25 protein-coding genes and 1 tRNA gene are annotated in these 26,683 nt (G+C 67.5%); 10 read left to right on the forward strand and 16 right to left on the reverse strand.

The window, feature by feature from the left end; genetic code table 11:
- Positions 1-2: 2 nt before the first annotated feature.
- Positions 3-761, reverse strand: a complete 759-nt coding sequence (locus tag ABE473_RS02085; protein ID WP_346488322.1) for an ABC transporter permease — start codon at positions 759-761, stop codon at positions 3-5.
- Complete coding sequence (locus ABE473_RS02090; protein WP_346488323.1) at positions 758-1,657, reverse strand: ABC transporter ATP-binding protein; 900 nt, start codon at positions 1,655-1,657, stop codon at positions 758-760. Before ABE473_RS02090 ends, ABE473_RS02085 begins: the two co-directional genes overlap by 4 nt.
- Positions 1,658-1,861: 204 nt before the next feature.
- Here ABE473_RS02090 and ABE473_RS02095 point away from each other — a divergent pair, with 204 nt between their 5' ends.
- From ABE473_RS02095 to ABE473_RS02120, 6 genes are all read left to right on the forward strand, one after another.
- A complete protein-coding gene (locus tag ABE473_RS02095; protein WP_346478422.1) occupies positions 1,862-3,097 on the forward strand; it encodes an efflux RND transporter periplasmic adaptor subunit in 1,236 nt (411 codons plus the stop codon).
- A gap of 166 nt (positions 3,098-3,263) precedes the next feature.
- On the forward strand, positions 3,264-3,953 hold the full coding sequence (locus ABE473_RS02100) for an ABC transporter ATP-binding protein (protein WP_179460460.1): 690 nt from the start codon (positions 3,264-3,266) through the stop codon (positions 3,951-3,953).
- A gap of 14 nt (positions 3,954-3,967) precedes the next feature.
- A complete protein-coding gene (locus ABE473_RS02105; protein WP_346488324.1) occupies positions 3,968-5,128 on the forward strand; it encodes an FtsX-like permease family protein in 1,161 nt (386 codons plus the stop codon).
- Positions 5,129-5,138: 10 nt separating this feature from the next.
- Positions 5,139-6,449: an ABC transporter permease gene (locus tag ABE473_RS02110; protein ID WP_346488325.1), complete on the forward strand. Its 1,311-nt coding sequence runs from the start codon at positions 5,139-5,141 to the stop codon at positions 6,447-6,449.
- Between the two features lie 98 nt (positions 6,450-6,547).
- Complete coding sequence (locus ABE473_RS02115; RefSeq protein WP_346488326.1) at positions 6,548-6,796, forward strand: hypothetical protein; 249 nt, start codon at positions 6,548-6,550, stop codon at positions 6,794-6,796.
- 84 nt (positions 6,797-6,880) lie between these two features.
- The gene (locus ABE473_RS02120; RefSeq protein WP_346488327.1) at positions 6,881-9,703 is read left to right on the forward strand and encodes a TonB-dependent receptor; all 2,823 of its coding nucleotides are present in this window, start codon (positions 6,881-6,883) and stop codon (positions 9,701-9,703) included.
- Positions 9,704-10,517: 814 nt separating this feature from the next.
- On the opposite strand, the gene rarD is transcribed toward ABE473_RS02120, so the two are convergent.
- Together rarD and yedA are read right to left on the reverse strand one after the other, a co-directional pair.
- The gene (gene rarD, locus ABE473_RS02125; RefSeq protein ID WP_346488328.1) at positions 10,518-11,435 is read right to left on the reverse strand and encodes an EamA family transporter RarD; all 918 of its coding nucleotides are present in this window, start codon (positions 11,433-11,435) and stop codon (positions 10,518-10,520) included.
- Positions 11,432-12,334 carry a drug/metabolite exporter YedA gene (gene yedA, locus ABE473_RS02130; RefSeq protein WP_346488329.1) on the reverse strand — a complete coding sequence of 301 codons (903 nt, stop codon included), beginning with the start codon at positions 12,332-12,334 and terminating at the stop codon, positions 11,432-11,434. Before yedA ends, rarD begins: the two co-directional genes overlap by 4 nt.
- Positions 12,335-12,511: 177 nt before the next feature.
- Between yedA and ABE473_RS02135 the strand changes: the two genes are divergently transcribed.
- On the forward strand, positions 12,512-13,846 hold the full coding sequence (locus ABE473_RS02135) for an MFS transporter (RefSeq protein WP_176990148.1): 1,335 nt from the start codon (positions 12,512-12,514) through the stop codon (positions 13,844-13,846).
- Between the two features lie 162 nt (positions 13,847-14,008).
- On the opposite strand, the gene ABE473_RS02140 is transcribed toward ABE473_RS02135, so the two are convergent.
- The 4 genes from ABE473_RS02140 to ABE473_RS02155 form a co-directional block, all read right to left on the reverse strand.
- Positions 14,009-15,661, reverse strand: coding sequence for a M28 family metallopeptidase (locus ABE473_RS02140; RefSeq protein ID WP_346488515.1), 1,653 nt, complete (start codon positions 15,659-15,661; stop codon positions 14,009-14,011).
- A gap of 70 nt (positions 15,662-15,731) precedes the next feature.
- Positions 15,732-16,664, reverse strand: coding sequence for an MBL fold metallo-hydrolase (locus tag ABE473_RS02145; protein ID WP_346488330.1), 933 nt, complete (start codon positions 16,662-16,664; stop codon positions 15,732-15,734).
- 40 nt (positions 16,665-16,704) lie between these two features.
- A complete protein-coding gene (locus tag ABE473_RS02150; protein WP_179460467.1) occupies positions 16,705-17,034 on the reverse strand; it encodes a hypothetical protein in 330 nt (109 codons plus the stop codon).
- 170 nt (positions 17,035-17,204) lie between these two features.
- On the reverse strand, positions 17,205-18,494 hold the full coding sequence (locus ABE473_RS02155; protein ID WP_346488331.1) for a tryptophan--tRNA ligase: 1,290 nt from the start codon (positions 18,492-18,494) through the stop codon (positions 17,205-17,207).
- 107 nt (positions 18,495-18,601) lie between these two features.
- Between ABE473_RS02155 and ABE473_RS02160 the strand changes: the two genes are divergently transcribed.
- Positions 18,602-19,402, forward strand: coding sequence for a hypothetical protein (locus ABE473_RS02160; RefSeq protein WP_346488332.1), 801 nt, complete (start codon positions 18,602-18,604; stop codon positions 19,400-19,402).
- A gap of 91 nt (positions 19,403-19,493) precedes the next feature.
- On the opposite strand, the gene ABE473_RS02165 is transcribed toward ABE473_RS02160, so the two are convergent.
- From ABE473_RS02165 to birA, 7 genes are all read right to left on the reverse strand, one after another.
- Positions 19,494-19,715 carry a CsbD family protein gene (locus tag ABE473_RS02165; RefSeq protein ID WP_019185523.1) on the reverse strand — a complete coding sequence of 74 codons (222 nt, stop codon included), beginning with the start codon at positions 19,713-19,715 and terminating at the stop codon, positions 19,494-19,496.
- Positions 19,716-19,916: 201 nt separating this feature from the next.
- Positions 19,917-20,054 (reverse strand): entericidin A/B family lipoprotein, encoded by a 138-nt coding sequence (locus ABE473_RS02170; RefSeq protein WP_123731139.1) that lies wholly within the window; start codon positions 20,052-20,054, stop codon positions 19,917-19,919.
- Between the two features lie 191 nt (positions 20,055-20,245).
- Positions 20,246-21,166, reverse strand: a complete 921-nt coding sequence (gene rocF, locus ABE473_RS02175) for an arginase (RefSeq protein WP_179460470.1) — start codon at positions 21,164-21,166, stop codon at positions 20,246-20,248.
- Between the two features lie 93 nt (positions 21,167-21,259).
- Positions 21,260-21,335: transfer RNA gene (locus ABE473_RS02180), tRNA-Thr, on the reverse strand.
- A gap of 41 nt (positions 21,336-21,376) precedes the next feature.
- Complete coding sequence (locus ABE473_RS02185) at positions 21,377-22,222, reverse strand: SPOR domain-containing protein (protein WP_346488333.1); 846 nt, start codon at positions 22,220-22,222, stop codon at positions 21,377-21,379.
- A gap of 9 nt (positions 22,223-22,231) precedes the next feature.
- Positions 22,232-22,969 carry a type III pantothenate kinase gene (locus tag ABE473_RS02190; RefSeq protein ID WP_346488334.1) on the reverse strand — a complete coding sequence of 246 codons (738 nt, stop codon included), beginning with the start codon at positions 22,967-22,969 and terminating at the stop codon, positions 22,232-22,234.
- On the reverse strand, positions 22,966-23,931 hold the full coding sequence (birA, locus tag ABE473_RS02195; protein ID WP_346488335.1) for a bifunctional biotin--[acetyl-CoA-carboxylase] ligase/biotin operon repressor BirA: 966 nt from the start codon (positions 23,929-23,931) through the stop codon (positions 22,966-22,968). Before birA ends, ABE473_RS02190 begins: the two co-directional genes overlap by 4 nt.
- 128 nt (positions 23,932-24,059) lie before the next feature.
- On the opposite strand from birA, the gene ABE473_RS02200 reads away from it, so the two are divergent.
- Both ABE473_RS02200 and ABE473_RS02205 read left to right on the forward strand, forming a co-directional pair.
- Positions 24,060-24,335 carry a hypothetical protein gene (locus tag ABE473_RS02200; RefSeq protein ID WP_346488336.1) on the forward strand — a complete coding sequence of 92 codons (276 nt, stop codon included), beginning with the start codon at positions 24,060-24,062 and terminating at the stop codon, positions 24,333-24,335.
- On the forward strand, positions 24,302-25,087 hold the full coding sequence (locus tag ABE473_RS02205) for a M90 family metallopeptidase (RefSeq protein WP_346488337.1): 786 nt from the start codon (positions 24,302-24,304) through the stop codon (positions 25,085-25,087). The genes ABE473_RS02200 and ABE473_RS02205 overlap by 34 nt, the downstream gene beginning before the upstream one ends.
- Before the next feature lie 162 nt (positions 25,088-25,249).
- Here ABE473_RS02205 and ABE473_RS02210 read toward each other — a convergent pair whose 3' ends face one another.
- Complete coding sequence (locus tag ABE473_RS02210; protein ID WP_070474511.1) at positions 25,250-26,674, reverse strand: sensor histidine kinase; 1,425 nt, start codon at positions 26,672-26,674, stop codon at positions 25,250-25,252.
- Between the last annotated feature and the right edge of the window lie 9 nt (positions 26,675-26,683).

Here is a 26,683-nt window from a genome sequence, read left to right on the forward strand (position 1 = left end):
CTTCAGCCGATGCGCCGCAGGCGACGCCGTGCCAGCCCAAGCGCCACCGCGGTGAGGCCAAGCAGCACGGCGACGTGCACCCACAGACTGCCCTGCGCCGGCTGGCCGACCGCCGGCAACGCCAGCTGGGCCAGATGCCAGGTTGGCCACAGCGGTGCCAGCGTGGTGAACAGCGGCGGCAGTATCGACAGCGGCAGCCACAGCCCGGACAACACGGCCAGCGGCAGATAGACCAGGTTGACCACGGCCGGCGCCGCGTTGGCGCCCACGTGGCTGCCGATCAGCAGGCCGATCGCGCCCAGCGGCAGCGCGGCGAACGCGGCCACCGCCAGCAGGTGAAGCACCGCCTTGGGCGTGACCGCCACGCCGGCGCCGATCGCCACCGCGATCAGCAGCATCGCCACCAGCACCGCGAACAGGACGGCCATCAGCAGACGCGCGAGCAACGGCGCCATCGGTGGCATCGGCAGCGCGCGCTTGAGCGTGAGCAGGCCACCCTCGCGATCCAGCGCCAGCTGTACGCCGAAGCCGAACAGCGCCGGCGCCATCGCACCGAACACGCAATAGGTCGCCAGCAGATAGACCGGGGCCTGGCCGCGGCCGAGCAGCACACCGAACAGCGAATAGAACAACACTGGGAACAACAGCGACGGCAGCACGAAGCCCGGGTAGCGCCAGGCGCGGCGCAGTTCGCAGCGTATCTCGGCGAGGTAGATGGGCCATGCCGGGGCGCGGGCGCTTGCAGCGGGTACGGTGTTCATGCGGCCTCCCGGGTCAGTTCAACGAAGGCGTCGGCCAGGCCGCCGCCATGTACTTCCAGTTCCTGCAGCTGCGGATCTTCGGCGAGCAGGCGCGCGACCACCGGCTCGGCCGGCTCAGCCAGCAGTTCCAGGCGCAGGCCATCGCGAACTACCTCGCGCACGCCGGGCCAGGTTTTCAGCGCGTCCACGTCCAATGCACTGCGGCAGCGGATGCGGCGCGGTGCCAGCTGCTGGCGGAACTGCGCCAATGGGCCATCGGCCAGCACGCGGCCCTGTTCGATCACCACCACGCGCTGGGCCAGCGCCTCGGCTTCTTCCAGGTAATGCGTGGTCAACAGGACACCGCAGCCCTCGGCCGCCAGCTGCCGGATGGCCTGCCAGAGCTGCTGCCGTGCCTGGATGTCCAGGCCGGTGGTCGGCTCGTCCAGGAACAGCAGCTGTGGCCGCCCGCAGACCGCGATGGCGAACTGCACGCGACGCTGCTGGCCGCCGGACAGGCGACCATAGCGGCGGCGGGCGAGATCGGTCAGCCCGGCCAATGCGAGGCACTCGTCCAGCGAACGCGGATCGACATAGCAGGTGCGCGCCAGATCAACCAGCTCCCGCACCTGCAGCACCGCAGGCAACGCGGTGGCTTGCAGCATCACGCCGATGCCCCCGCGGCGATCGCGATCCTGCGGGTCGCCGCCGAGCAGTTCCACCCGACCTGCATCGGCACGACGCAGGCCCAGCAGCAGGGAAATGGCGGTGCTCTTGCCGGCGCCGTTGCGGCCGAGCAGGGCCAGCACTTCGCCGCGATGCAACGAGAAGCTCACGCCCTGCAGGGCGGCGACGCTGCCGTAGTGGACCTGCACGTCGTGAAGGCAGGCCAGGGGCAAGGCAGTGGATTCGGTCATGACGCACTCCCGGAGAGGACACCCACAGCGTCCGTCATCCGCGCTGCCGGCCCCAGTGGCCGCCGTCAGCCCATGCAGGTGACAGCTGTCACTGCCGCCGCCGCAGGCCGCCGGGCATGCTGTGCACCACCCGGCCACCGTGCCGGTTTGCCCCCCGGCCGCCGTTGCGGTCACACTCGGCCCGATTCCCCGTCCAGACTCACGATGAACGCATCCGCTGAACTGCTCAAGGAACTCCGCATCGACCGCAAGGCCGGTTCGCCGCCGCCGTCGCCCCCGCGACGTGGCCGCTGGATCGTACTGGCGATCGTCCTTCTCATCGTGCTGGCCGGACTGGCCTGGTTCGTGTTCGGTCGCGAGCGCCCGATCGCCGTGACCACCGCCCCGGTGGTGGCGATCCAGCAGGGCGGCGCCAGCAGTTCGGTGCTCGACGCCAGCGGCTACGTGGTCGCCCGCCGCATGGCCACCGTCTCGGCCAAGATCACCGGCAAGGTCCGCGAGGTGATGATCGAGGAAGGCATGCGCGTGGAAGAGGGCCAGATCATGGCCACGCTCGACCCGATCGATGCCAACGCACAGCGCAGCCTCTCGGCCTCGCAGCTGGAGGCCGCGCGCAGCCAGCTGGCCGGATTGCAGGCGCAGGTCGCCCAGGCCGATGCCGAAGCCGGCCGCCTGCAGGCGCTGGTCGGCCAGCAGCTGGTCTCGCGCTCGCAGTACGACCTGGCCATCGCCCAGCGCGACAACCTGCGCGCCCAGCTCAAGACTGCCCAGCGCAACACCACCGTGGCCAGCGATTCGCTGGCGATCGCCGACCTCGGCGTGGACAACAACATCGTGCGCGCGCCGTTCTCCGGCGTGGTCACCGCCAAGGCCGCGCAGCCGGGCGAGATCGTCTCGCCGCTGTCGGCCGGCGGCGGCTTCACCCGCACGGGCATCGGCACCATCGTGGACATGGACTCGCTGGAGATCGAAGTCGAGGTCGGCGAATCCTTCATCGGCCGCGTGCAGCCGAAGATGCCGGTCGAAGCCACCCTCAATGCCTACCCGGACTGGAAAATCCCGGCCGAAGTGATCGCGATCATCCCGACCGCCGACCGCGGCAAGGCCACCGTGAAGGTGCGCGTGGCGCTGAAGACCAAGGACCCGCGCATCGTCCCGGAAATGGGCGTGCGGGTCAGCTTCCTGGAAAGCGCCCAGCCCACCGAAGCCGCCAAGCCGCAGGGCGTGCGCGTACCGGCGGCGGCGATCGTGGAGCGCGACCAGAAGACGGTCGCCTTCGTGGTCAAGGACGATGCGCGGGTGGAACAGCGCGCGCTCACCGTGGGCACCACGCTCAACAACGACCGCCAGGTCACGCAGGGCCTGAGTGCCGGCGAGGTCGTGGTGACCTCACCACCGGCCGAGCTGCACGACGGCAGCAAGGTCACCGAAACCCCCTGACGGGCCGAAGGTAGCAGTACGCGAGCCGCCCCCACGCTCGCAGCAAGTGCGACTCCCTCGTGCCGTCACGGCGCGCACGGTGGCGGCTGGCCGTCACCGCGGAACCCGGCGGCCTTCGCCCGGGCGCGCCGCATGCCTTTTCTCACTGATCCACGGAGAACCACCCATGTCCACCCTGGTTTCGCTCCGCAACATCACCAAGACCTACCAGCGCGGCCCCGAGAAAGTGCAGGTGCTGCACGGCATTGATCTGGACATCCAGTCGGGCGATTTCGTCGCGTTGATGGGCCCGTCCGGTTCGGGCAAGACCACCCTGCTCAACCTGATCGGCGGGCTGGACACGCCCACCGCGGGCGAGATCGAGATCGAAGGCGAGCGCATCGACCGCATGAGCGGTGGCCAGCTCTCGACCTGGCGCAGCCACCACGTCGGCTTCGTGTTCCAGTTCTACAACCTGATGCCGATGCTGACCGCACAGAAGAACGTGGAGCTGCCGCTGCTGCTCACGCACCTGGGCGCGGCGCAGCGCAAGCGCAACGCCGAGATCGCGCTGACCCTGGTCGGCCTGGCCGACCGCCGCAGCCACCGCCCGAACGAACTCTCCGGCGGCCAGCAGCAGCGCGTGGCGATCGCCCGCGCGATCGTCTCCGACCCCACCTTCCTGATCTGCGATGAGCCCACCGGCGACCTGGACCGGCAGTCCGCCGAGGAGATCCTGGGGCTGCTGCAGCAGCTCAACCGCGAACACGGCAAGACCATCATCATGGTCACCCATGATCCCAAGGCCGCCGAGTACGCCACGCACACGGTGCACCTGGACAAGGGCGAACTGGCCGACGTGCCAGCGGCCCACTGACGGAGGATGCGGCGATGAAATACTTCTCGCTGGTCTGGGCACAGCTGTTCCGCAGCAAGACCCGTACCCTGCTGACCTTGCTGTCGGTGGTGGCGGCCTTCCTGCTGTTCGGCATGCTCGATTCGGTCCGGGTGGCCTTCAACTCCGGGGGTGACACCATCGAAGGCGCCAAGCGGCTGGTGGTGTCCTCCAAGCTGTCGATCACCCAGAGCCTGCCGTTGCGGCTGCTGCGCGACATCGAAGCCACGCCGGGGGTGCGCAAGGTCAATTACGCGATGTGGTTCGGCGGCATCTACCAGGACCAGAAGAACTTCTTCCCGAGCTTCTCGGTCTCGGACAACTACATGGACCTCTACCCCGAGTTCGAGCTGCCGCCCGAGCAGGCCGAGGCGTTCAAGAACACCCGCTCCGGCGCGCTGGTCGGTGAAGCGCTGGCCAAGCGCTTCGGCTGGAAGGTCGGCGACACCATTCCGATGCAGGCCACGATCTTCCCGCGCAAGGGCAGCAACGACTGGCCGCTGGAGCTGAGTGGCATCTACCGCGCCAAGGACCGCAACAACGCCGGCGCGGAGAATCAGCTGCTGCTGCACTGGAGCTACTTCGACGAGTCCAACGATTACATCAAGAACCAGGTCAGCTTCTACACCGTGCAGCTGGACACCCCGGCGCATGCCTCACGCGTTGCCCAGGCGATCGACGCGCTGTCGCTGAACTCCGACCACGAAACCAAGTCGCAGACCGAAGCCTCGTTCTCGCAGGCCTTCGCCAAGCAGTTCGCCGATATCGGCCTGATCGTCACCGGCATCATGGCGGCGGTGTTCTTCACCCTGGTGCTGCTGACCGGCAACACCATGGCCCAGGCAGTGCGCGAGCGCATCCCGGAGCTGGCGATCCTCAAAACGCTGGGCTTCAAGGACGGCACGGTGCTGGTGCTGGTGATGGTCGAGTCGGTGCTGCTGATCGTGCTCGGTGGGCTGATCGGCATGGGCCTGGCCTCGATCGTGATGCCGGTGATCAGCGCCAGCAGCCAGGGCATGATCAGCCTGCCCGGCGTGCCGGCACAGACGTGGGTGATGGCGCTGGGCCTGATGGCGGTGATCGGGATCGTGGTGGGCCTGCTGCCGGCATTGCGCGCGCAGCGGTTGAAGATCGTCGATGCACTGGCCGGGCGCTGAGGAGACCACCATGAACAAACAATGGATGTGGAACGTACTGACCGTGGTGGCGCTGCTGGTTGCCCTGGTGGTGTGGATCGTGCTGCCGTGGTGGATGGTGCTGGCGATCGCGGTGCTGTTGGCCGCTTGGCTGGTGCTCACCCGCAGTGGTCGGCTGTCGCTGGCGGCCGCGCGTATCGGTATCGCCAGCCTGCCGCAGCGCTGGGGTGCCTCCTCGGTGATCGTGGTCGGCATCGCCGGGGTGGTCGGGGTGCTGGTGGCCATGCTGGCGATGGGCGATGGCTTCAAGGCCACCCTGGAGCGCAGCGGCAGCGATGACGTGGCGATCGTGCTGCGCGGTGGCTCGCAGGCGGAAACCAACTCGGTGATCATGCGCGACCAGGTCCCGCTGATCGAGAACCTGCCCGGCGTGGCCCGCGGCAGCGACGGCAAGCCGCTGATCTCCGCCGAGCTGTCGCAGGTGATCAGCCTGCTCTCGCGCAGCGACCACAGCGATACCAACGTGCAGTTCCGCGGCGTCGGCGAGCAGGCGTGGGCGGTGCGCGACAACGTGCGCATCATCGCCGGCCGCAGGTTCAAACCCGGCCTGCGCGAGATCGTGGTCGGCAAGGGCGCCCAGGCGCAGTTCGAGGGCCTGGAGATCGGCAAGACCCTGCAGCTGGGCAAGCAGGAATGGACGGTGGTGGGCGTGTTCGCCTCCAACGATGTGCACGAGTCGGAGCTGTGGTCGGACACCCAGACGCTGTCGACCACCTACAACCGCAGTGCCTACCAGTCAGTCAACGTGCGTACCGAAGGGGCGGCAGGCTTCCAGCAGTTCAAGGCCGCCATGGAGGCCGACCCGCGCCTGAAACTGGATGTCGAGACCACCCGCGACTACTACCGCAAGCAATCCGGCGGCCTGAGCAAGCTGATCAGCATCCTGGGCACGGTGATCGGCGCGATCATGGCGATCGGCGCGGTGTTCGGTGCGCTCAACACGATGTATGCGGCCGTGGCCACGCGCGCGCGTGAGATCGCCACCATGCGCGCGATCGGATTCCGCGGTGTGCCGGTGGTGACGGCGGTGATGCTGGAGACGATGCTGCTGGCCCTGCTCGGCGGTCTGCTCGGTGGGCTGGTGGCGTGGCTGGTGTTCAACAACTACACCGTGTCCACGCTGGGCAACAACTTCAGCCAGGTGGTGTTCCAGTTCCAGGTGTCCCCGCAGCTGCTGTGGACGGGCCTGAAGTGGGCACTCGGCATCGGCCTGGTCGGCGGCCTGTTCCCGGCACTGCGCGCGGCGCGGCTGCCGATCACCACGGCATTGCGCGAGACCTGAGCGATACGTTTGAACAACGCGCGTGCGCGTGATCGCGCACGCGAAATACCAAGCCTGGAACCGCACTTGCAAGAGTGCGGTTCTTTTTTTGTGCGCGCGTGTTCACTGCACGTTTAGCTGGCGATCGCGCAGCTGTACGCGCGCTGCGACGACACGCCGCACGCACTCAAGTTGCCTCGCGGGTCGCCGCTATTGCTGCCTCGGCCCACCGCGAGGGTGCTGTTTTCCTCGCGCTGCATGACGATGTGAAAAAGGTTTCGTCTGAATGCGTGGATTTGTCAGCCATCGTTCATTTAAAGCGCTTTTCACGCTTTCAAATGAAAGTAAAAATTTTGAAAAGTCATTAGACTCCCGCCCCCCACGTCGTGGTGTGTTGTTCCCCACGCCGCCCGAACGGGCGAATGTTTTTACAGAGAAAGAGAAACGCACGGATGTATTTGAAGACCAATCCGCTGCGCAACGCGATCGCCATCGCGCTTGTCGCCAGCTGCAGTGCCCCCGCCTTCGCACAGAGTGCCGATGACGGCACCACCAACCTTGATCGCATCGAGATCACCGGCTCGCGCATCCGCCAGGCCAGCGTCGAGTCCGCCCAGCCGGTCGTCGCGCTGAACCGCGCCGAGATCGAGAAGAAGGGCTACGTCAACGTCGCCGACATCCTGCAGGACGTCACCGCCGCCGGTTCGCCGAGCATGAGCCGTGCCTCCTCGCTGGAATCCGGTCGCGACTTCGGCGGCATGTACGTGAGCCTGCGCAACCTCGGCCCGGAACGCAGCCTGGTGCTGATCGATGGCCGCCGCATGGGCGTCAGCGCCGGCGGTTACTCCGATCTGGCCTCGATCCCGTCCTCGATCGTGGAACGCGTGGAAGTGCTGACCGACGGTGCCTCGGCCCTGTACGGCTCGGACGCCATCGCCGGCGTGGTCAACATCATCACCCGCAAGAACTTCGACGGCGCGGAAGTCAGCGCCTACGTCGGCCAGTACAGCGAAGGCGACGGCCAGAAGACCGCCTACAGCGCGACCTTCGGCAAGACCTTCGACCGCGGCTGGGTCACCGTGGGTGGCGAGTACACCGACGAAGATCCGGTCCTGGGTGGCGAGCGTGAGTTCACCGCCTACCCGAACGGCCCGCGCCACACTGCCGACGGCCTGAGCGGCGTCACCCCGTGGGGCTACGCGACCGTGGATGGCAAGAACCTCAGCGTGGGTCCGGGCGGCGATCCGACCCAGCTGGGCAACTTCGCGCCGGCCGACAAGGCCAACGATGCCAACACCAAGACCAACATGAGCCTGCTCACCGGTCTGCAGCGCAAGTCGGTGTTCGCCAACGGTGGCTTCTCGATCACCGATGACCTGCGCCTGGTCGCCGATGCGCTGTACAGCGAGCGCGAGTCGAGCAAGCAGCTGGCCGGTTACCCGTACCAGAGCACCGGTTCGCGTGCGCTGCTGTCCAAGGACAGCGCGTTCAACCCGTTCGGCCGTGACGTGGCGTTCGCGCACCGCACCGAAGAACTGCCGCGCGGCACCGAGAACAACCTGACCACCAAGCGCGCCAGCCTGGGCCTGGAAGGCAGCTTCGACACCGGTTCGCGTTACTGGGACTGGAACGTCAGCTACATGTACAACCGCAATGAAGGCGAGCGCATCGGCACGGGCAGCATGTACCAGCCGAACGTGAACCAGGCCGTGGGCCCGTCGTTCATCGATGGCCAGGGCATTGCCCATTGCGGCAGCGTCGGCAACGTGATCGCCGGCTGCACCCCGTGGAACCCGCTGGCCCCGATGGGTTACACCGGCCCGGGCTCGATGAGCAACCAGGATGTGCAGGACTTCCTGTTCACCCGCTTCACCGACAAGATGCAGAGCACCACCAAGGTGGCCAGCGCGAACATCTCCGGCTCGCTGTTCAGCCTGCCGGCCGGTGACATCCTGGGTGCACTGGGTGTCGAGCACCGCAGCGAAGAAGCCAGCTACTCGCCGGACCTGATGGTCCAGCAGGGCCAGATCGCCGGCACCACCGGCCAGCCGACCCAGGGCGACTACTCGCTCAACGAGGTCTACCTGGAACTGCAGGTCCCGCTGCTGGCCGACATGGCCTTCGCCCGCGAACTGTCGCTGGACATGGCCGGTCGCTACTCGGACTACAACAACTTCGGCTCGACCACGAACACCAAGTTCGGCCTGAAGTGGAAGCCGATCGACAGCCTGCTGGTGCGCGCCACCTACGGCACCGGCTTCCGTGCACCGACCGTGGAAGATCTGTACGGCGGCACCACCAGCACGCGTGACTCGTACACCGATCCGTGCGACACCACCTTCGGCGCGGCCGCCAACAACCCGCAGGTCCTGGCGCGCTGCCTGGCCAACGGTGTCCCGGCCAACTTCCGCCAGCTCGCCGCTGACGGCACCGCCGCGACGGTACCGGGCCAGCAGGGCGGCACGGACTTCAGCTCGGGCTCCAACGCTGCACTTAAGCCGGAAACCGCCAAGACCTGGACCGTGGGCGTGGTCTACAGCCCGGAGTTCGTATCGGGCCTGGACCTGAGCCTGGACTGGTGGAAGATCCGCATCAACGACGTGATCGTCGGTGAGTCGGCCACGGACATGCTCAACCAGTGCTACGTGCTGGGCGTGGACGCTGCGTGCGACCGCTTCACGCGTGCCAAATCGGGCCGCACCCTCGGCCAGGTCAACGGTCTGGACCGCACGCTGTTGAACGCGGGCTACCAGGAAACGGCCGGCTATGACCTGTCGGTCCGCTACCGTCTGCCGGAGCTGGCGATCGGCAAGTTCGCGGTCTCCTGGAACACCACGTACGTGGATTACCTGGAGCGCAAGAACGACAACGTCGACACCACCCCGGTGCGTCAGTACACGGGCTGGGAAGGCAACTTCCGCGTGCGTTCGAACCTCAATCTGGATTATCAGTACGGCAACTTCGGCCTGGGCTGGACGGCGCGTTACTACTCCAGCATGAAGGAGAACTGCGCTTACACGACGGAGTGCAGCAATCCGGGCTTCAGCTCGGCCTATACGGGCCAGCAGGGCATCAACAAGGTGGGTTCGAACACGTTCCACGATGTCCAGGTGCGTTATGTGCTGCCGTGGAATGGCACGGTGTCGATGGGCGTGAACAATGTGTTCGACCATCAGGGTCCGATCATGTACAGCCAGCCGAACAGCAGCTTCACGTACTACGGTGGGTTCGATATCGGCCGTTACATGTACATGAAGTACCAGCAGCGTTTCTGATCGGGTTCGCCTGATCAACCCTTTCTGATCTGCGGCTTACTCTCTCCAAGCCGCTGAGTGGAAGTAAGACGGCGCCTTCGGGCGCCGTCTTTTTTTTGCGCTGCCGTTTTTGAGCGATGGCTTCTGGAGCTCTGGCTTTTAGAGCAACAGCCTTTAGAGCAACAGCCTTTAGAGCAACAGCCTTTAGTGCTGGGCTAGCCCTGGCTTGGGCGGGCACGGGTGGGTTGTCGGGACCCGCTGCAAGTACGTCCATGTAAGCTCATATGCCGCCATCCATGGCGGCATATGGTCCCGCCAACCCACCCGTGCCCACCCTTTGACAGTGGGCTGGTGCGCAATGGGAAAGCGGCACCGCGGCTGGGGCTTTTGATCTGCTCTGCTGTGCTCTGCTTTGATCTGCTCTGCTCTGCTTTGATCTGCTCGGCGTTGATGAGCCCTGCGTTGATTGGTTTGGCTTAGCTCTACTGACCTTTAGTCGGCCTGTTCAACAAGCCTCCGCCTGGCTACAGCTCGCTCAACCCTGCTGCCTGCGCGCTGTCTTGGCTGAGCTTCCACCGGCGTTGCCCCACCGAATCAATACGCCGCTCGGCGCTGCAGAAATGGCGCCGCAGTGCCAGACCGCCCTTGGCTTTACCTAGGCCCCCAGCCAACTGTCGGAGGCGGGGTGTGGGTGGGTGCGCGGGACCATATGCCGCCATGGATGGCGGCATATGAGCCCCCATGGATGGGTTCACGGCGGGTCCCGCGCACCCACCCACACCCTGCCCAGCCAGCCATCCCCGCAGCCCAAGGCTTCAAAACGCTTCAAGGCTTTTCAGCCTTTCAAACCACCAACCCGCGACCGCCAAACACCGTCGCCGATGAACAGCAGCAGCCCGGTCCAGATCGCGGCGAAACCCACCGCCTTCGCCGTATCGAACGGCTCGCGGAAAAAGAACACGCCCAACAGCAGCCCGATACTCGGCGCGATGTACTGCAGGATCCCGACCAGCGACAGCGGAATCCGCTTTACCCCGTACGCAAACCCGATCAACGGCAACGCCGTCACCGCACCACCGAAGATCAACAGCGCATCGTTGCGCCAGCCCCAGCCACTGAAGAACGCCCCGCCGTGCCCGTTCTCGCTCCACAGCGCGAACCCGATCGCCGGCAGGAACAGATACAGACTCTCCATCCCAAGGCCGGCCACCGGATCCACCGAGATCATCTTGCGCAGCAGCCCGTACAGACCGAACGAACAGGCCAGCCCCAGCGCGATCCAGGGCGGCGTTCCCGCATCGACGGTCAGCCATGCCACCCCGAGGGCCGCGCAGCCCACCGCGAGCCACTGCAGGCGGCGCAGGCGCTCTTTTAAGACCACCACGCCGAGCACCACGCTCACCAGGGGGTTGATGAAGTACCCCAGGCTGGTCTCGATCACGTGACCGGCATTGATCGCCCAGATGTACAGGCCCCAGTTGAACGCGATCGCCACGCTGCTCAGTGCCAGCGTCGGCAGCGCGCGCGGCTGGGCGGCGATGGCCTTCCACCAGCCCATCCCGCTGCTCAGCAGCAGCCAGGCCACCACCAGCACCGTGCTCCAGATGATGCGGTGCGCGATGATCTGCTGCGACGGCACCGCCTTGAGCAGGTGCCAGTAGACCGGCACCAGGCCCCACAGGGTGAAGGTGAAGGCGGTGATCGCGAAGCCGCGGCGCTGCTCCTGCAGGCTGTGTTGCGCAGGCAGGCTCACTTCGCGCGCGTCCGGGCCAGGGTCAGCACCACCACGCCGGCCAGGATCACCGCCATTGCCAGCAGGTCACGCCCGCCGAAATGCTCGTTGCCGATGATCACGCCCAGGATCACCGCGATCACCGGATTGACGTAGGCATAGCTGGCCACCAGCGCCGGGCGCACGTTGTGCAGCAGCCACACGTACGCGGTGAAGGCGACGATCGAGCCGAACATGCACAGGTAGGCCACCGCCAGCAGCCCATTCATGCTGGGCCACGTGGTCGGGCGTTCGCCGCTGAGCAGGCCGAGCACGATCAGCATCGCGCCACCGCAGAGCATCTGCCCGGCGGCGGTCATGAACGGGCTGGGCAGGTCCAGGCCGCGTGCCCAGATCGAGCCGAAGGCCCAGCCGATCGGCGCGATCAGCAGCAGGATCAGGCCCTGCGGCGAGGCGGTCAGGCTGCTGCCGGCGTTGAGCCAGACCACGCCGAGGAAGCCGATCGCAATGCCCAGCCACTCGCCGCGGCTGGCGTTCTGCCCGCGCATCGCGCCGAACAGGGCCATCCACAGCGGCACCGAGGCCACGGCGGTCGCGGCCAGGCCCGAGGACACCGTGCGCTCGGCCAGCACCACCATGCCGTTGCCCAGCACCAGCATGGTCAGGCCCATGATCGCCAGGTTGCGCCACTGGCGCCGGGTCGGCGCGGGCGAGCCACGCCAGCGCAGCACGGCGTACATCAGCGAGCCGGCGATGATGAACCGGCCGCCGGAGACCATCGTCAGCGGCAGCGCGCCGCCCTCCAAGGCCAGCCGGATCCCGAGATAGGTGGACCCCCAGACCACGTACACCAGCAGCAGCGCCAGGACGATCAGGCCGCTGCGGGGAGCGGCCGACGGGGATTCGGGTAGGACGGCCATGGGCCACCACGGTGCGGGGGAACCCGGATTCTAGGCCGTTGCCGATGGCGCGGCACCCCTTGTGCTGGCACGCTGATTTCACCGGACCGCCGCGTGATGCCTGACACGCACCCGTTTTTGACGTGCGGTAAGGTAACAAGAGCCATCAACGCTTCCCAGCCAGGACCCCTACCCTGCATGAGCACTTCCGTCCCCGCCACCGCGGCACACCCCGAACGGGCCGCCCTGCGGCGCTCCATCTCCAACACCCTCAAAGGCTCGGCCGGCAACCTGGTCGAGTGGTATGACGTCTACGTCTACTCGGTCTTCGCGGTGTACTTCGAATCCCAGTTCTTCTCGGCCGCCGACAAGAACTCCACGATGTATGTGTGGGCGATCTTCGCCGCCACCTTCCTGATGCGCCCGATCGGCGCGTGGTACTTCGGCCGCTTCGCCGACCGCTACGGCCGACGGCTGGCGCTGACGGTGTCGGTCACGGTGATGGCCGCCTGTTCGTTCCTGATCGCGATCACCCCGACCGCCTCGCAGATCGGCATCTGGGCGGCGGTGATCCTGCTGTTCGCGCGCCTCCTGCAGGGCTTCGCGACCGGGGGTGAGTACGGCACCAGTGCGACCTACATGTCCGAGGCCGCCATCCCCGGCCGGCGCGGCTTCCTGTCCTCGTTCCACTACGTCACCCTGGTCGGCGGCCACGTGCTGGCGCAGTTGACCCTGCTGGGCATGCTGACCTTCTGGGACAAGCCGGAGATTTCCGCATGGGGCTGGCGCGTGGCGTTCGGCATCGGCGGTATCGCCGCGATCGTGGTGTTCTGGCTGCGCCGGAGCATGGACGAATCGCTGCAGACCGATTCCATCGAAGCCGCACGCGATGGCCGCGCCAAGGCCTCCGGCTCGATGCGTGAGCTGTTCGTCAACCAGTGGCGTCCGCTGCTGCTGTGCTTCCTGATCACCGCTGGCGGCACCGTCGCGTTCTATACCTATTCGGTCAACGGGCCGAAGATGATCCAGAGCGCGTTCGCGGGCGATGACGTCATGACCGGCACGATGATCAACCTCGGCGTGCTGACCTTCCTGATGGTGCTGCAGCCGATCGGCGGCTGGCTGTCGGACATGGTCGGGCGCAAGAGCCTGCTGGTGTTCTTCGGCATCGGCGGCGTGCTGTACAGCTGGTACCTGATCACCGAACTGCCCAACCAGCACGATCCGTTCATGGCCTTCCTGGTGCTGGGCATCGGCTTCGTGATCCTGACCGGCTACACCTCGATCAACGCCGTGGTCAAAGCCGAGCTGTTCCCCACCCATGTGCGCGCACTGGGCGTGGGCTTCGGCTATGCGATGGCCAACTCGCTGTTCGGTGGCACCGCGCCGCTGCTGTACCAGGGCGCGCTGAAGACCGGCCAGGTCGGCATGTTCGCGGTGTACGTCACGGCGATCATCGCGGTATCGCTGGTGGTCTACATGTTCTTCCTGACCAACAAGGGCCCGAACTGGCTCGATGGCACGCGCAAGTAGGGGACGCGCCATCGCATACGCGCTGACGCCCCACGCTTTGCTGCGCAAACCGCGGGCCCCTTCTTACCAGCACCCAGACCCCCGCCGCTACGCGGCCGCCCCCTGACTCAGGGGGCTTTGGTTTTGCTGGCGGATGCGGCGATCCCGCAATCCCCCCCTACATCAGCGGCGCGCGGACTCGGTCTTTTCACGCTCGGCGCGGAATTCGGAGCCTTCTTCCCACTGCGGCCAGCGACGGCTGTTGGCCAGTTCCGCGCCCAGGTCGTAGACCAGCAGGGTGTCGGCGGCGTGGCCGCTCGGGTCCCAGCCCGGGGTCCAGGCATCGCAGGCCTGGTGGTAGCAGGCGGCGAAATACGCATCGCGCAGCTCACGGCCCTTTTCGACGCCACCCTCGCGCATGTCCAGCCCCGGGCCGATGGTGATCGCCGGCACGCCGAGGCGGGCGAAGGCGAAATGGTCGGCGCGGTAGAAGAAGCCGGCTTCCAGGTTCGGATCCGGCGAGTAGGTCCGGCCGCGTGCCTTGGCCACGCGCTCCAGGTCTCCTTCCAGCGAGACCCGGCCCTTGCCCCACGAGGCGATGTCGCGGGTCGGGCCATCCGGGCTGAACATCTCGATGTTCAACACCGCAGCGGTCTTGTCGAGCGGGGCGAGCGGGTGCGCGGCGTAATAGCTGGCGCCGAGCAGGCCCTTCTCTTCCGCGGTCAACGCCACGAAATACAGCGTGCGCTGCGGCTGCGGGCCGGCAGCGAAGACGCGGCCCAGCTCCAGCACGGTGGCCACGCCGGTGGCGTTGTCGATCGCGCCGCGACGGATGCGGTCGCCCTTGGCATCGGGCTGGCCGATACCGAACGCGTCCCAATGCGCGGAGAAGATCACCGCTTCATCGGCATGCGCGCCACCGGGCAGCTTGGCCACCACGTTGCGGGTGATCACCTGCTCGCGCTTGAGCTTGAAGTCGACCGAGAGCTGCGCATCGCCCAGGGCCACCGGCTTGAAGGCCGGGGTCATGGCGCGGCGCTTCTCGGCCTCGAAATCCAGGCCCGCGTCGCGGAACAGCTGCTCGGCCAGGCTGCGCTGCATCCAGCCGCGCACCGGTACGTGCTGGGCCAGGGCCTGCTCGCGGGTGCGTTCGATATCGAACAGCGGCGAGGTGCCCGAGCTCTTTACCGTGGCCCAGCCGTACGCGGCCGGCGCGGTCTCGTGCACGATCAGCACGCCCTGCGCACCGCGGCGTGCGGCCTCTTCGAATTTGTAGGTCCAGCGGCCGTAGTAGGTCACGGCCTTGCCATCGAACGCGCCCGGCTGGTCGGCCTCGAAATCGGCGTCATTGATCAGCACCACGGCGATCTTGCCGTGCAGGTCGACGTCCTTGTAATCGTTCCAGTGGCGCTCGGGCGCATCGATGCCGTAGCCGACGAACACCAGCGGTGCGTTCTTGATCGCCACCGCATCCTGCGGGCGCAGGCTCTGCAGGGTCACGTCCTCGCCATTGGCCAGGGCGCGCTGCTTGCCCTTCTGGCGCAGCTGCGCGCGCACCGGGCCATCGACCTGCGCGCGCACCATCGGCACCGGCTGCACCCAACCGCCGTCGACGCCACCGGGCTGCAGGCCGTACGTCTTGAATTCCTCGATCAGGTACTGGACCGTGCGCTCTTCACCGGGCGTGGCCGGGGCGCGGCCTTCGAACTCGTCCGAAGCCAGGATGCGCACATGCCGCGACAGGGCCTGCGGATCGATGCCGCCACCGGGCAGATCATTGGCGGCGTGGGCCAGGCCGCCCACGAACAGGCAGGACGACAGCAGCAGCATGCGCATCGGATTCACGGCAGACACCAGGACGAAAACGGGACACCGGAGTGTAACGTGACACCCCCGTGACCGTGCACTAACGGCGATCGCGATCCAGCCAGCACGCCAGGCCCTGCGCGTTGAGCTCGATATCCATCGCCAGCACCCGGGTCACCGCTTCGTCATCCAGCGGGCAGCCGTGTGCCTGCGCGCGTTCGAGGTACAGCGCGGTCAGCGCCGCCACCAGGCAGCGATGCCGGTCCGGGCGACCATCGCATTGGCGACCGATCTCGACCATCGCATCGATCTGCTCGACGAGATCCGCCGCCAGTTTCCGCGGCGGTGCCACGGGCCCGTAGTGGGTCAGGTACATGGCCTGCGGATCGTAGGCCAGCATCTTCGCGATCGACTGCTTCAGCGGTTCCGGATCGAACTGGACAGGCGAAGAGGTCGGCACGATGAAGGCGCCCTGCGCGCTGTCCAGCTCGCGGTAGGACAGCCCGAAGGTGTCGCCGGTGAACCAGCTGCGGCTGCGTGCGTCCCACACGCACAGGTGATGGCGCGCGTGTCCGGGGGTATCGATGCACAGCAGTGCGCGCCCGGCCAGATCCACGGTGTGGCCATCCTCGGCAATCACCACGCGCGCGGCGGGCACCGGCAGCACCGGGCCATAACTGCGTGCGATCTCGGCTTCGCCATAGACCTCGGTGGCCCCGGCCACCAGGCGGGTCGGATCGAGCATGTGCGGCGCGCCGCGCGGGTGCACGACCAGGGTGGCGCTGGGCAATTGCTGCATCAGCAGGCCGGCGCCGCCGGCGTGATCCAGGTGCACATGGGTCAGGATCAGCCAGTCGACCTGTTCCGGCACGCAGCCGGCGCGCGTCAATGCGGCGAGCATCGCGGGCACGGCCAGGCCGGTACCGCAATCGATGAAGGCCGCCCGGCCGTTCTCGACGATCAGGTAGGCTGCGTCGAAATCATCGCGCTGGAACGCGGTGTCGATCGTATGAATGCTGGGGTCGGAGTGCATCAACACATCCCTGGCACGAAACGCCCCCATCTTACGTCGATCAGTGCAGTGGCTTCGATGCGGCTTTGGTCGCAGTGGCGGCCAGCAGCGGTCCGCGCAGCAGCACCGCAGCGACCATCACTGCCAGGAACGCACCGTAGGCATAAAGCACCGCCAGTACCTGCCGCCAGATCGGACCGGCGTCGTTCTGGACCACGCCGATGTGGTGGCCCCACAGCATCGCCACGATGCTCAGCACGAAGGCGAGGACCAGCGCGGCGCCATCGAACAGGCGGCGCGCGGTGCCACGCGGCTGGCGCGGGAACAGCCAGTACAGCGTGCCCAGCAGCACGAACCAGGGCAGGAACAACAACAACGACAACCAGGCCATCGCAGTCTCCCGTGCAGGAACACGCCCCTGCGGCGTGCAGGGGCATCATGCCATAGCGGTTGCATCGACCCACGGTCGATGCCTGCGTGATGGGGCGTTCGCCTGGTTGCCGGCCAGCGGCCGGCACTACGTGATGCTGCGATTGCCTGGTCGCCGGGCAGCGGCAGGCGTTACCCGCGCAGCGCCTGGAGTGCGGCCAGCACTACGTTGACCTCGGCCTCGAGCTTGAACAGCTCGCTCTGCAGCCCGTCGCCATGCTCGGTCTGCTTGAGCACGCCGATCAGCTGACCGGCATCGCGCGGCGAATCGAAGCCTTCGCTCTGGATCAGCGGCGTGCCGTCACCGGCCTGCAGCTTGAAGTAGAAACGGCCGTCCTTCTCGCGGTACTGCTTGAACAGCGGCGGCGCAGCGCGCGCGGCGTCGCTTTCCTCGCTGGGCACGTCACCGGCGGTGGACAGATCGCGCAGGCCGACCGCATGGCGCAGCTCCTTGAGCAGCGGCACGGCGAACTGCTCGCGCAGTTGCTGGCCACGACGGCGCAGCAGCGCCTCGATCTTTTCCGGCTCGGCCATCAGCGCGTCATAGCGCTCGCGCAGCGGGGTGATCTCGCTGTCGATGCGCTCGAACAGCTGCTGCTTGGCATCGCCCCAGCTGATGCCGTCGGCGAAGGCCTGCGCGAACGCAGCGGTCTGTTCCGGGGTGGCGAAGGCCTGGTACATCTGGAACAGCGCCGAGCCTTCGGTGCTCTTCGGCTCGCCGGGCGCGCGCGAATCGGTGAGGATCGCGAACACCAGCTTCTTCAGCTCCGCGCGCGGGGCGAACAGCGGGATGGTGTTGTGATAGCTCTTGCTCATCTTGCGGCCGTCCAGGCCCGCCAGCGTGGCGACCTGCTCATCGATCACCACCTCCGGCAGCGGGAAGAATTCCTGGCCGTAGACGTGGTTGAAACGCTGGGCGAAGTCGCGCGCCATCTCGATGTGCTGGATCTGGTCGCGGCCGACCGGCACGCGGTTGGCCTTGAAGATCAGGATGTCGGCCGCCATCAGCACCGGGTACATGAACAATCCCGCGCTGACCCCGGCGTCATCATCCAGCTGCTCCTCGCGGTTCTTGTCCACGGCCGCCTTGTAGGCATGCGCGCGGTTGAGGATGCCCTTGCTGGCGATCACGGTCAGGAACCACATCAGCTCGGTGGTTTCCGGGATGTCGCTCTGCCGGTAGAACCACACCTTGTCCGGATCCAGCCCGCACGCCAGCCAGCTTGCCGCGATCTCCAGCGTGGAGCGCTGGGTGCGCTCCGGCTCCTGCGCCTTGATCAGGCTGTGCAGGTCGGCCAGGAAGAAGAAGCTCTCGATATCCGAGGCCTGGCTGGCGGTGATCGCCGGACGGATGGCGCCGACGTAGTTGCCCAGGTGGGGCGTGCCGGAGGGGGTGATGCCGGTAAGGACGCGGGTAGTCATGGGGAATCAATGCGGACAGATGAACCGCCCCAGTTTACCTGCCCGCGCTCGACCCCGTTGGCCCGACCCGTGCGTTTGATCCTGCACCTGCCCTGCGGAGCCCTGCCATGAAACGCCTGATCCTGCCCCTGCTTGCCGTGCTGGCCCTGTGCGGCTTCAAGCCGGCGCCCTCTCTGCGCTACGACACCGGGCCCGTCCACCTGACCGTGATCGACCGCGACAGCGGCCAGGCCCTCACCCAGTACCGCCAGGGCAGCGAGCGCTGGGTGGCAGGGCAGCAGGGCCATCGCTACAGCGTGCGCCTGCGCAACGGCAGCGCCGAGCGGGTGCTGGTGGTGCTCTCGGTCGACGGCCTGAATGCCATCAGCGGCGAGGTGGCTGCCCCCGGCCAGACCGGCTATGTGCTCAACCCGTGGCAGACCACCGATATCCACGGCTGGCGCAAATCTTCCGACGAGGTCGCCCAGTTCGTGTTCACCGATCCGGACCGCAGCTATGCGGCCCGTACCGGGCGCCCGGACAACATCGGGGTGATCGGGGTGGCGGTGTTCCACGAAGCCGGGCGGGTGTCCTGGGAAGCGGCGCCCGCGGTGGCCGGCGCGGCCGATGCCAAGGCACGCCCGCAGGCGCGCGCATCGACGATGGAGAGCGCACGCGTGACCGGTTCCTCGGCCCGCGCCCCCCAACTGGGCACCGGCCATGGCCAGCGCGAGGCATCGCGCGTGCGCAACACCGCCTTCGAGCGCGCCACGGCGGATCCAGCACAGCAGCTGCAGGTCCGCTACGACAGTGAGCGCAACCTGAGAGCACGCGGCATCCTTCCACGGCGGGGCACGCCGCCGCGCGACGCGCCGCAGGCCTTCCCCGGCCAATACGTGCCGGACCCGCCGCCGTACCGCGATCGCTGATCCCGGACCAAGCGCATGAAAAAACGGGCCGCTCTCGCGGCCCGTTCCGGTTTCAACCCCCGACGGCAGCGCCGTCGCTACGGATCACCCCTCAGTGGTAATCCGGATAATCCTTGCGCATTGCGGCTTCGAAGTCGCGGACTTCGGTTTCAGCACGGTCGCGTGCCCAGCCATAGCGTTCCTGCAGGCGTCCCGCAAGGTACTCGGCATTACCTTCGGCCACCTTGAAATCGTCGTCGGTCAGGTCGCCCCACTTGGCCTGCGCCTTGCCCTTGAGCTGCGTCCACTTGCCGGAAATGATGTCTTTGTTCATGGGTTCGCTTCCTTGATTGCAACGGCCATCTCGCCGTGTGACCAGATTGCGCCACCGCGCGTTGCCGCACGGTCAAGCGGCGATGAAACGCATGCTCACGAGCTTGAATGATTCACTACGGAATCCGTCCGCACTGTCATCCCGCGGACATGAAAAAGGCCGGGAATCCCCGGCCTTTTTCGTTGACTGCTGATCCGCGGATCAGTTGCCCTTGGCAGCGTCTTCGACCGATTCACCGGCCTTCTGCACGTCCTTGCCTGCACCAGCAACGGTGTTGCAGCCGGACAGCATGGCCACCGAGAACATCGACAACAGCATCAGTGCGATAACACGCTTCATGGGGTTCTCCTGGTTGTTCAAATTCAATACCGAAATCCGGTCCCGCCTGTCAGGAGAGCACGCCAGCGCAGCTCCCCTTCCTGACCTGCAGTGCCGTGGGTCGAAACACACGGCGCCGCGTGACGTGCAATCTGGCTGGAGCCGCGTGCAGCGGATGTGAATGCAGGAAAACGCTGTTCAGCCAGAAGTTCTCAATCGCGCATCAGCGTCGATTTGCCGAACAGGCTTTCGACCAGATCCACCGCCAGTTCGGCCGTGGCATTGCGGTTGTCCAGCAGCGGATTCAGCTCGACGATGTCCAGCGAGCCCATGCGCCCGGTGTCGGCGATCATCTCCATCACCAGCTGCGCCTCGCGGTAGTTGACCCCGCCCGGCACCGTGGTGCCCACACCCGGCGCGATGCTGGGATCCAGGAAGTCCACGTCGAAGCTGACGTGCAGATGGGTGTTGGCATCGATGCCGGCCAGTGCCGCTTCCATGGTGCGCTTCATGCCGGCTTCGTCGATGTAGCGCATGTCGTAGACATCGACCTGGTGCTGCTTGATCAGGCGCTTCTCTTCCTGGTCCACCGAGCGGATGCCGATCTGGTGCACCTGCTGCGGGCGGATTGCGGGGGCGTCGCCGCCGAGCCGGGTCAACGCATCCGGGCCAAGCCCGCACAGGCAGGCCACCGGCATACCGTGCACATTGCCCGACGGGGTGACCTCGCTGGTGTTGAAGTCCGAATGCGCGTCCAGCCAGAGCACGCGCAGGTCCTTGCCCTGCTCGCGGCACCAGCGCGCGACCGCGGTGATCGAGCCGATGCCCAGGCAGTGGTCGCCGCCGAGCATGATCGGCATGCGACCGGCCTGCAGTTCGGTGTAGGTGGCGTCCATCAGCGCGCGGTTCCAGGCGACCACCTCGTCGAGATGGCGATAGCCCTGCACCGGTGCCGTCCATGGATTGCGCGGACCGTCCAGGTTGCCGAGATCGCGCACCTCCACGCCCCGCGCGATCAGCGCATCACCCAGGCCCGCGATGCGCAGGGCGTCCGGTCCCAGACCCGCGCCACGGTGGCCCGCCCCGATGTCGGTGGGCACGCCAATCAGGGAAACCGGGGAATACATCGCCATCGCTGTTGCCTCCATTGCAAAGAGGAACAGCATAGCCAGCGCGAGGTGATACGACTCGCGGCGCTGCAGCAGCCGTCATCGACCGTGCAGCAATGGTGCCGGCACCCGGATTCGAACTGGGGACCTACCGCTTACAAGGCGGTTGCTCTACCAACTGAGCTATGCCGGCATCGGCATCGCGGCGGGACGACCCGTCGCGGAGCCGGGATTCTAGCGCACGCGCGCGCATTCCAGCGAGCGCTGCTGGGCTGCGCCGCTGCGCTGGCGTGCCGCGGCGGCCTCTGTACCCGCTGCCAGGGTCGCATCCAGCCACCACTGCGCACTGCCATCGCCCCCGCTGGCGACCATCTTCGCCTTGAAACCGGCCGCGCTCAGCGCCGCCAGGCGACGATCCGCGCCTTCCCGGTTGCGGTACTGGCCCAGCGCGATGGCATGGGTCTCCTCGCCCTGGGCAATGATGTAGTAATCGCTCACCCCGGCCGCAACGATGCGCTTGACCGTGGCCTGCGCCTCTTCCCGGCTGGCGGCGGGCGGCAGCAGCACCCGGTAACGGGTGGCGCCGGCATCGGCGACCTCGCGCAGCCGGGCCGTGCGCAGGGCACTCCCGGCGCGGGACTGGGCGGCCTGGGCCGTCGCGCGGTCGGCGAAGGGCCCCAGGCTGACGCATTGGACAGGCGCGGCCGGCGGCGTGACCGGTGCGGGTGGGGCGACCGCCGGGGCGGCGGCGGGACCAGGCGCAACAGCGGGCGCGGTCGCTGCAGGCGTGGGCGCGGGCGTGGCAGCCACGGCGGTGGGCGGCACTTCGGGGGTCACCGGCGGCTGCGCCACCGGCGCCGCAGCCGGGGCCGGGGCCGGCGTCACGTCCTGCAGCGCGGGCGCGTTGTTCGTCGGTGTCGCCGCAGCGGGGGGCGCCTGCGTGGGCGGCAGCACTTCCAGCTGCGCCACGCCGACCGGCGAGGCCGGGGGTTCGCTGACCGGTTCGCCGCGCAGCAGCCACCACAGCGCGACACCGAGGTTGAGGATGACCAGGACGACGATCAGGGCACGGGTGAGCATCGGCTGATCCTAGCCTGCCGACGGCGGTTGATGCACGGCCCAGCGGGCCAGCCCGTCGAGCACCAGCGAAGGCTGGAATTCGGCATCGCCGAGCAGCGGCAGCAGGGCGGGTGCACCGCCCCCGTGGACCAGCAGGTGCGGCAGCGTGCCGAGCCGTTCGCCACCCTGTACGCGGCTGCGTTCGATCAGCGCCACCGCTGCACCATCGCAGCCGGACGCCAGCGCATCGGCGGTGTCATTGGCGAACTCGCTGTACTCGCCGCCGGCCGCAGGCAACTGCACCGCACGCGCATGCAGTGCTTCGCGCATGGTGGTCGGCGAGGCCGCGATGCGGCCGCCGTGGTGCTGGCCATCGGCGTCGAGCAGATCGATGGTCAGCGCGGTGCCCACGCCGGCGATCAACACGGCCTGGCCCCGCGCCGCCACGGCCAGCAGCGCCAGATAGCGGTCCACGCCGAAGCGGCCGGGATCGGCATAGGCGATCCGCACTCCGGCGTACTCGGCCTCGGTGCGCGCCACGCGCACATGGCGGAAGCGCGCCTGCAGCACATCCAGCATGGCGGCGGTCAGCGAGGGCGCTGCGACGCTGGCGACATACGCGGTGTCACCCGACGGCAGCGCCTCCAGTGCCGCGGCGGGCATCGCTTCGGCGCCATGCGGCCATGCCTGCACATCGCCCGCGCGCACGCCCTGCAGCGGGGCGAACTTGAAGCGCGAATTGCCCAGATCAAACAACCAGTTGCTCATTGCGCCCTCACGCTGACTTCGCCCGCATGGAAAACCCGTTCACTGCCGTCGATACGCACGCGCAGCGCCCCATCGTCGGCCAGACCCAGCGCCGTGCCGGCAAACAGCACGCCGCCTTCTTCCACCTGCACCTCGCGCCCGGCCAGGCTGTCCAACGCGGCATAGCGCGCGAGGAACGGCGCCAGGCCGTCCTGCTCGAACGCGTCCAGTGCCGGCAGCAGGACCGCGAGGATGCGTGCGACCACGGCGTTGCGCGACGTCTGTGCGCCGGACAGCGTGTCCAGATCGGTCCAGGGCTGGGTGATCTCCGCGGCGAACGCGGCGGGCATGCGCACGTTGACGCCCAGGCCGATCACCGCACGCGCGGGCCCGGCGAACTCACCGCCGCCCTCGATCAACAGGCCGCCGAGTTTGTGTCCGTCGACGACAAGGTCATTCGGCCACTTCAGCGCGACGTCGCGAAAACCCGCCTCGCGCAGCGCCTCGGCCACCGCGACCCCGGCGACCAGGCTCAGCCCGCCCAACCGCGACAGGCCACCGGCAAAGCCGCGCAGCACGGAGAGATAGATGTGCGCCGCCAGCGGCGAGGCCCAGGCCCGTCCGCGGCGTCCGCGGCCACGGGTCTGGCGCTCGGCCAGCAGGACCATCGCCCCGCGCTCCGGCGCGCTGCAGCGCAGCAATTCACTGTTCGTTGACGCAACCGACCAGGCCACCTGCAGGGAGGCGAGCTGGCCTGCGGCCGGGGCCGGCAGCGCGGCCTGGATCGCGTCGGCGTCCAGCAGATCCAGCGGTTGCTGCAACTGGTAGCCGTCACCGGCGCGCCCGTCGATATCGACGCCCGCCGCCCTAAGTCCTTGAATCCGCTTCCAAATCGCGGCGCGGGTCTGGCCCAGTTCGCGCGCCAGCGCGTCGCCGGACAGGCGCCCGGCGCCCAGTTTGGCCAGCAGTTGGCGGTCGTCCACGGCAGCTTCCATCGGGTAAACGGGAAAAGTATGCGGGAAAGCCGCCGCCAGCGCCCGCCGGGGGCCTTCCAATCCCCCGGCGGAATCGGGCTAGAATCGGGAACTTCACCCGCCGCTGGATGTTGACGATGCGCCCGTTCGCCCATTGCCTGCTCCTCCTGATGGCCCCGCTGGCCGCGCATGCTTCCGATGCGCTCACCCCGGCGGGTCGCGGCGCGTGTGTCTATTCGGCCAGTGAAAACGAGCGCAGTGCGCCGGCATCGGCATCTGCATCCGCCGCACCCGCCACGGTCAAGCCCAGCGCGAGCAGCGGGACCAGCACCGGCGGCGGCGGCGATGAGGACGTGCTGCCGCGCCTGCGCGCGCCGAAGTGGCACAGCTTCCTGCCGGGTATGTTCCGCTGATCGAACGACTGTTGGGCTGGCTGCGCCGCACGCCACGCGAGATCGACCCCACCCTCTGGGACACCACCTGCCACCGCGCCGCCTGGCTGCGGCGGTTGGATGCTGCCCGCCGCGAACGCCTGCGCGCCCTCGCCGCGCGCTTCCTGCACGAGAAAACCATCAGCCCGGCCGCCGGGCTGCAGCTGGACGAGGGCGATGGCGTGCTGCTGGCCGCGTTGTGCTGCCTGCCGCTGCTGGAGCTGGGTGAGGTCGGCCTGCGCGGCTGGTCGCAGCTGATCGTCTATCCCGACGCGTTCCGCGTGCACCGCAGCCAGGTGGATGCCGCGGGCGTGCTGCACGAATGGGACGATGCGCTGATCGGCGAATCCTGGGACAGCGGCCCGCTGATCCTGTCGTGGGCCGACATCCAGGCCGACATCGCCGATCCCGAGGCCGGGTTCTGCGTGGCGGTGCATGAGATGGCGCACAAGATCGATGCGCTGGACGGGGCGATCGACGGCACGCCGCCGTTGCCGCGGGCGTGGCAGCAACAGTGGGCGGCGGATTTCCAGCAGGCCTATGACGCGTTCTGCGCTGCGGTGGACCAGGGTCGGGAAACGCAGATCGATCCGTATGCGTCCGAGGCGCCGGAGGAGTTCTTCGCGGTGGTCAGCGAGTACCACTTCTCCGCACCGGCGCTGCTGGCATGCGAGATGCCGGCGGTGGCCACGCATCTGCAACGGTTCTATGGTCCGTCGCCCCTGATGCGGTGAGGTGCGCCACGACCAACGGTCGTGGGCTGATGCGGTGACGTGCGCCACGACCAACGGTCGTGGCCTACCTGTCCCGTGGGAATGCCGCGCGATACAGATCGATGATGCACTTTGGGTGGGTACTGGCCATCGGTAGGTACCGACCGTTGGTCGGTACGGCCTTTACGGCCCCGGCGGCAACTTCACTTCGAAGCGTGCACCACCCAGCTCCGGCGACCGCTTCACCTGCAGCTCGCCGCGGTAGTCCTTGATCAGATCCTGCACGATCGACAGACCGATGCCGTGGCCCTGCACGCGCTCGTCGCCACGCACGCCACGCTGCAGCACCTTGGCGATGTCCTCCGGTGCGATGCCCGGGCCATCGTCATCCACCGACAGCACCAGGCCGGCGCGACGCGCACCCGGTGCCGGCAACGGATGCGCGGTCAGCAGCACGCGGCGCTTGGCCCACTTGAATGCATTCTCCAGCAGGTTGCCGAGCAGTTCCTGCAGATCGCCGGGCTCGCCATGGAAACGCGCGGCCGGATCGATGTCGAACTCGCACAGCACGCCCTTGGAGGCGTAGACCTTCTCCAGGCCACGCACGATCTCTTCGGCGTTGGACTCGATCGGCAGCGGTGCGGAGAACAGCTTGTGGCCGGACGACGCCGCGCGCGCCAGCTGGTAGGACACCAGGTTGTTCATGCGCCGCAGCTGCACGTCGAATTCTTCGCGCAGATCCTCATCGCGCGCGCCGCTGTCGAGCTGCGTGCGCAGCACCGCGAGCGGTGTCTTCAGGCTGTGCGCGAGATCGGCCAGGGTGTTGCGCTGGCGCTCGAGGTTTTCGCGCTCGCTCTCGATGAAGGCGTTGATGCTGTCGGTCAGCGGCTCAAGCTCGCGCGGATGGCGTTCGCTCATGCGCTCGGTTTCACCGCGCTGGACCTTGGTCAGTTCGTTGATCACGCGCCGCATCGGGCGCAGGCTCCACTGCAGAATGACCGTCTGCAGCAGCAGCAGGATCAGACCGATGCCGCCGAGGTAGAACCATACCCGCCCGCGGAACACGCGCAGCTGTGCGCCGAGCGCGCGCGAGTCTTCGAGCACGTAGATCGTGTACGGGAATTCGGTGGCCGGGTCGGCGTCGGCATCCCAGACCAGGCCCATGCCATAGCGGTAGGCCGAGCCCTCGCTGCCGTCGATCTGGATCATCGGCAACGGGCCTTCGAAGACTTCCTGACGCGGGGCCAGCATGCCGCCGCCCACGGTCGGCAGCATAGGGCCTTCGGCGGACATGGAATTGCCCTTGCCGTCGGGCATCACGACCTGCAGATAGAGGCCGCTGCCCGGGACGTCGAAGCGCGGATCCGGCGGCTGCTCGCGGATGTACAGCGAGCGGTCACGGGTGAAATCGATGCCGGCCGCATACGCGGTGGCGTAGTTCTTCAGCCGCTCACGCAGGTTGGCCTTCGCGGTATCGGCGAATGCGGCATCCAGCGCGTAGCCGGCCAGGGCCAGGAAGGCCACCAGGCCCACCGAGGCGGCCAACAGCTGGCGCGCCTGCAATGAGCGCGGCCGCCAGCGTTTAAAGAACCACAGACGGCCGGACATCATCTATCG

This window comes from Stenotrophomonas sp. TWI700 (assembly GCF_039673645.1).
GTDB lineage: Bacteria > Pseudomonadota > Gammaproteobacteria > Xanthomonadales > Xanthomonadaceae > Stenotrophomonas > Stenotrophomonas maltophilia_AA.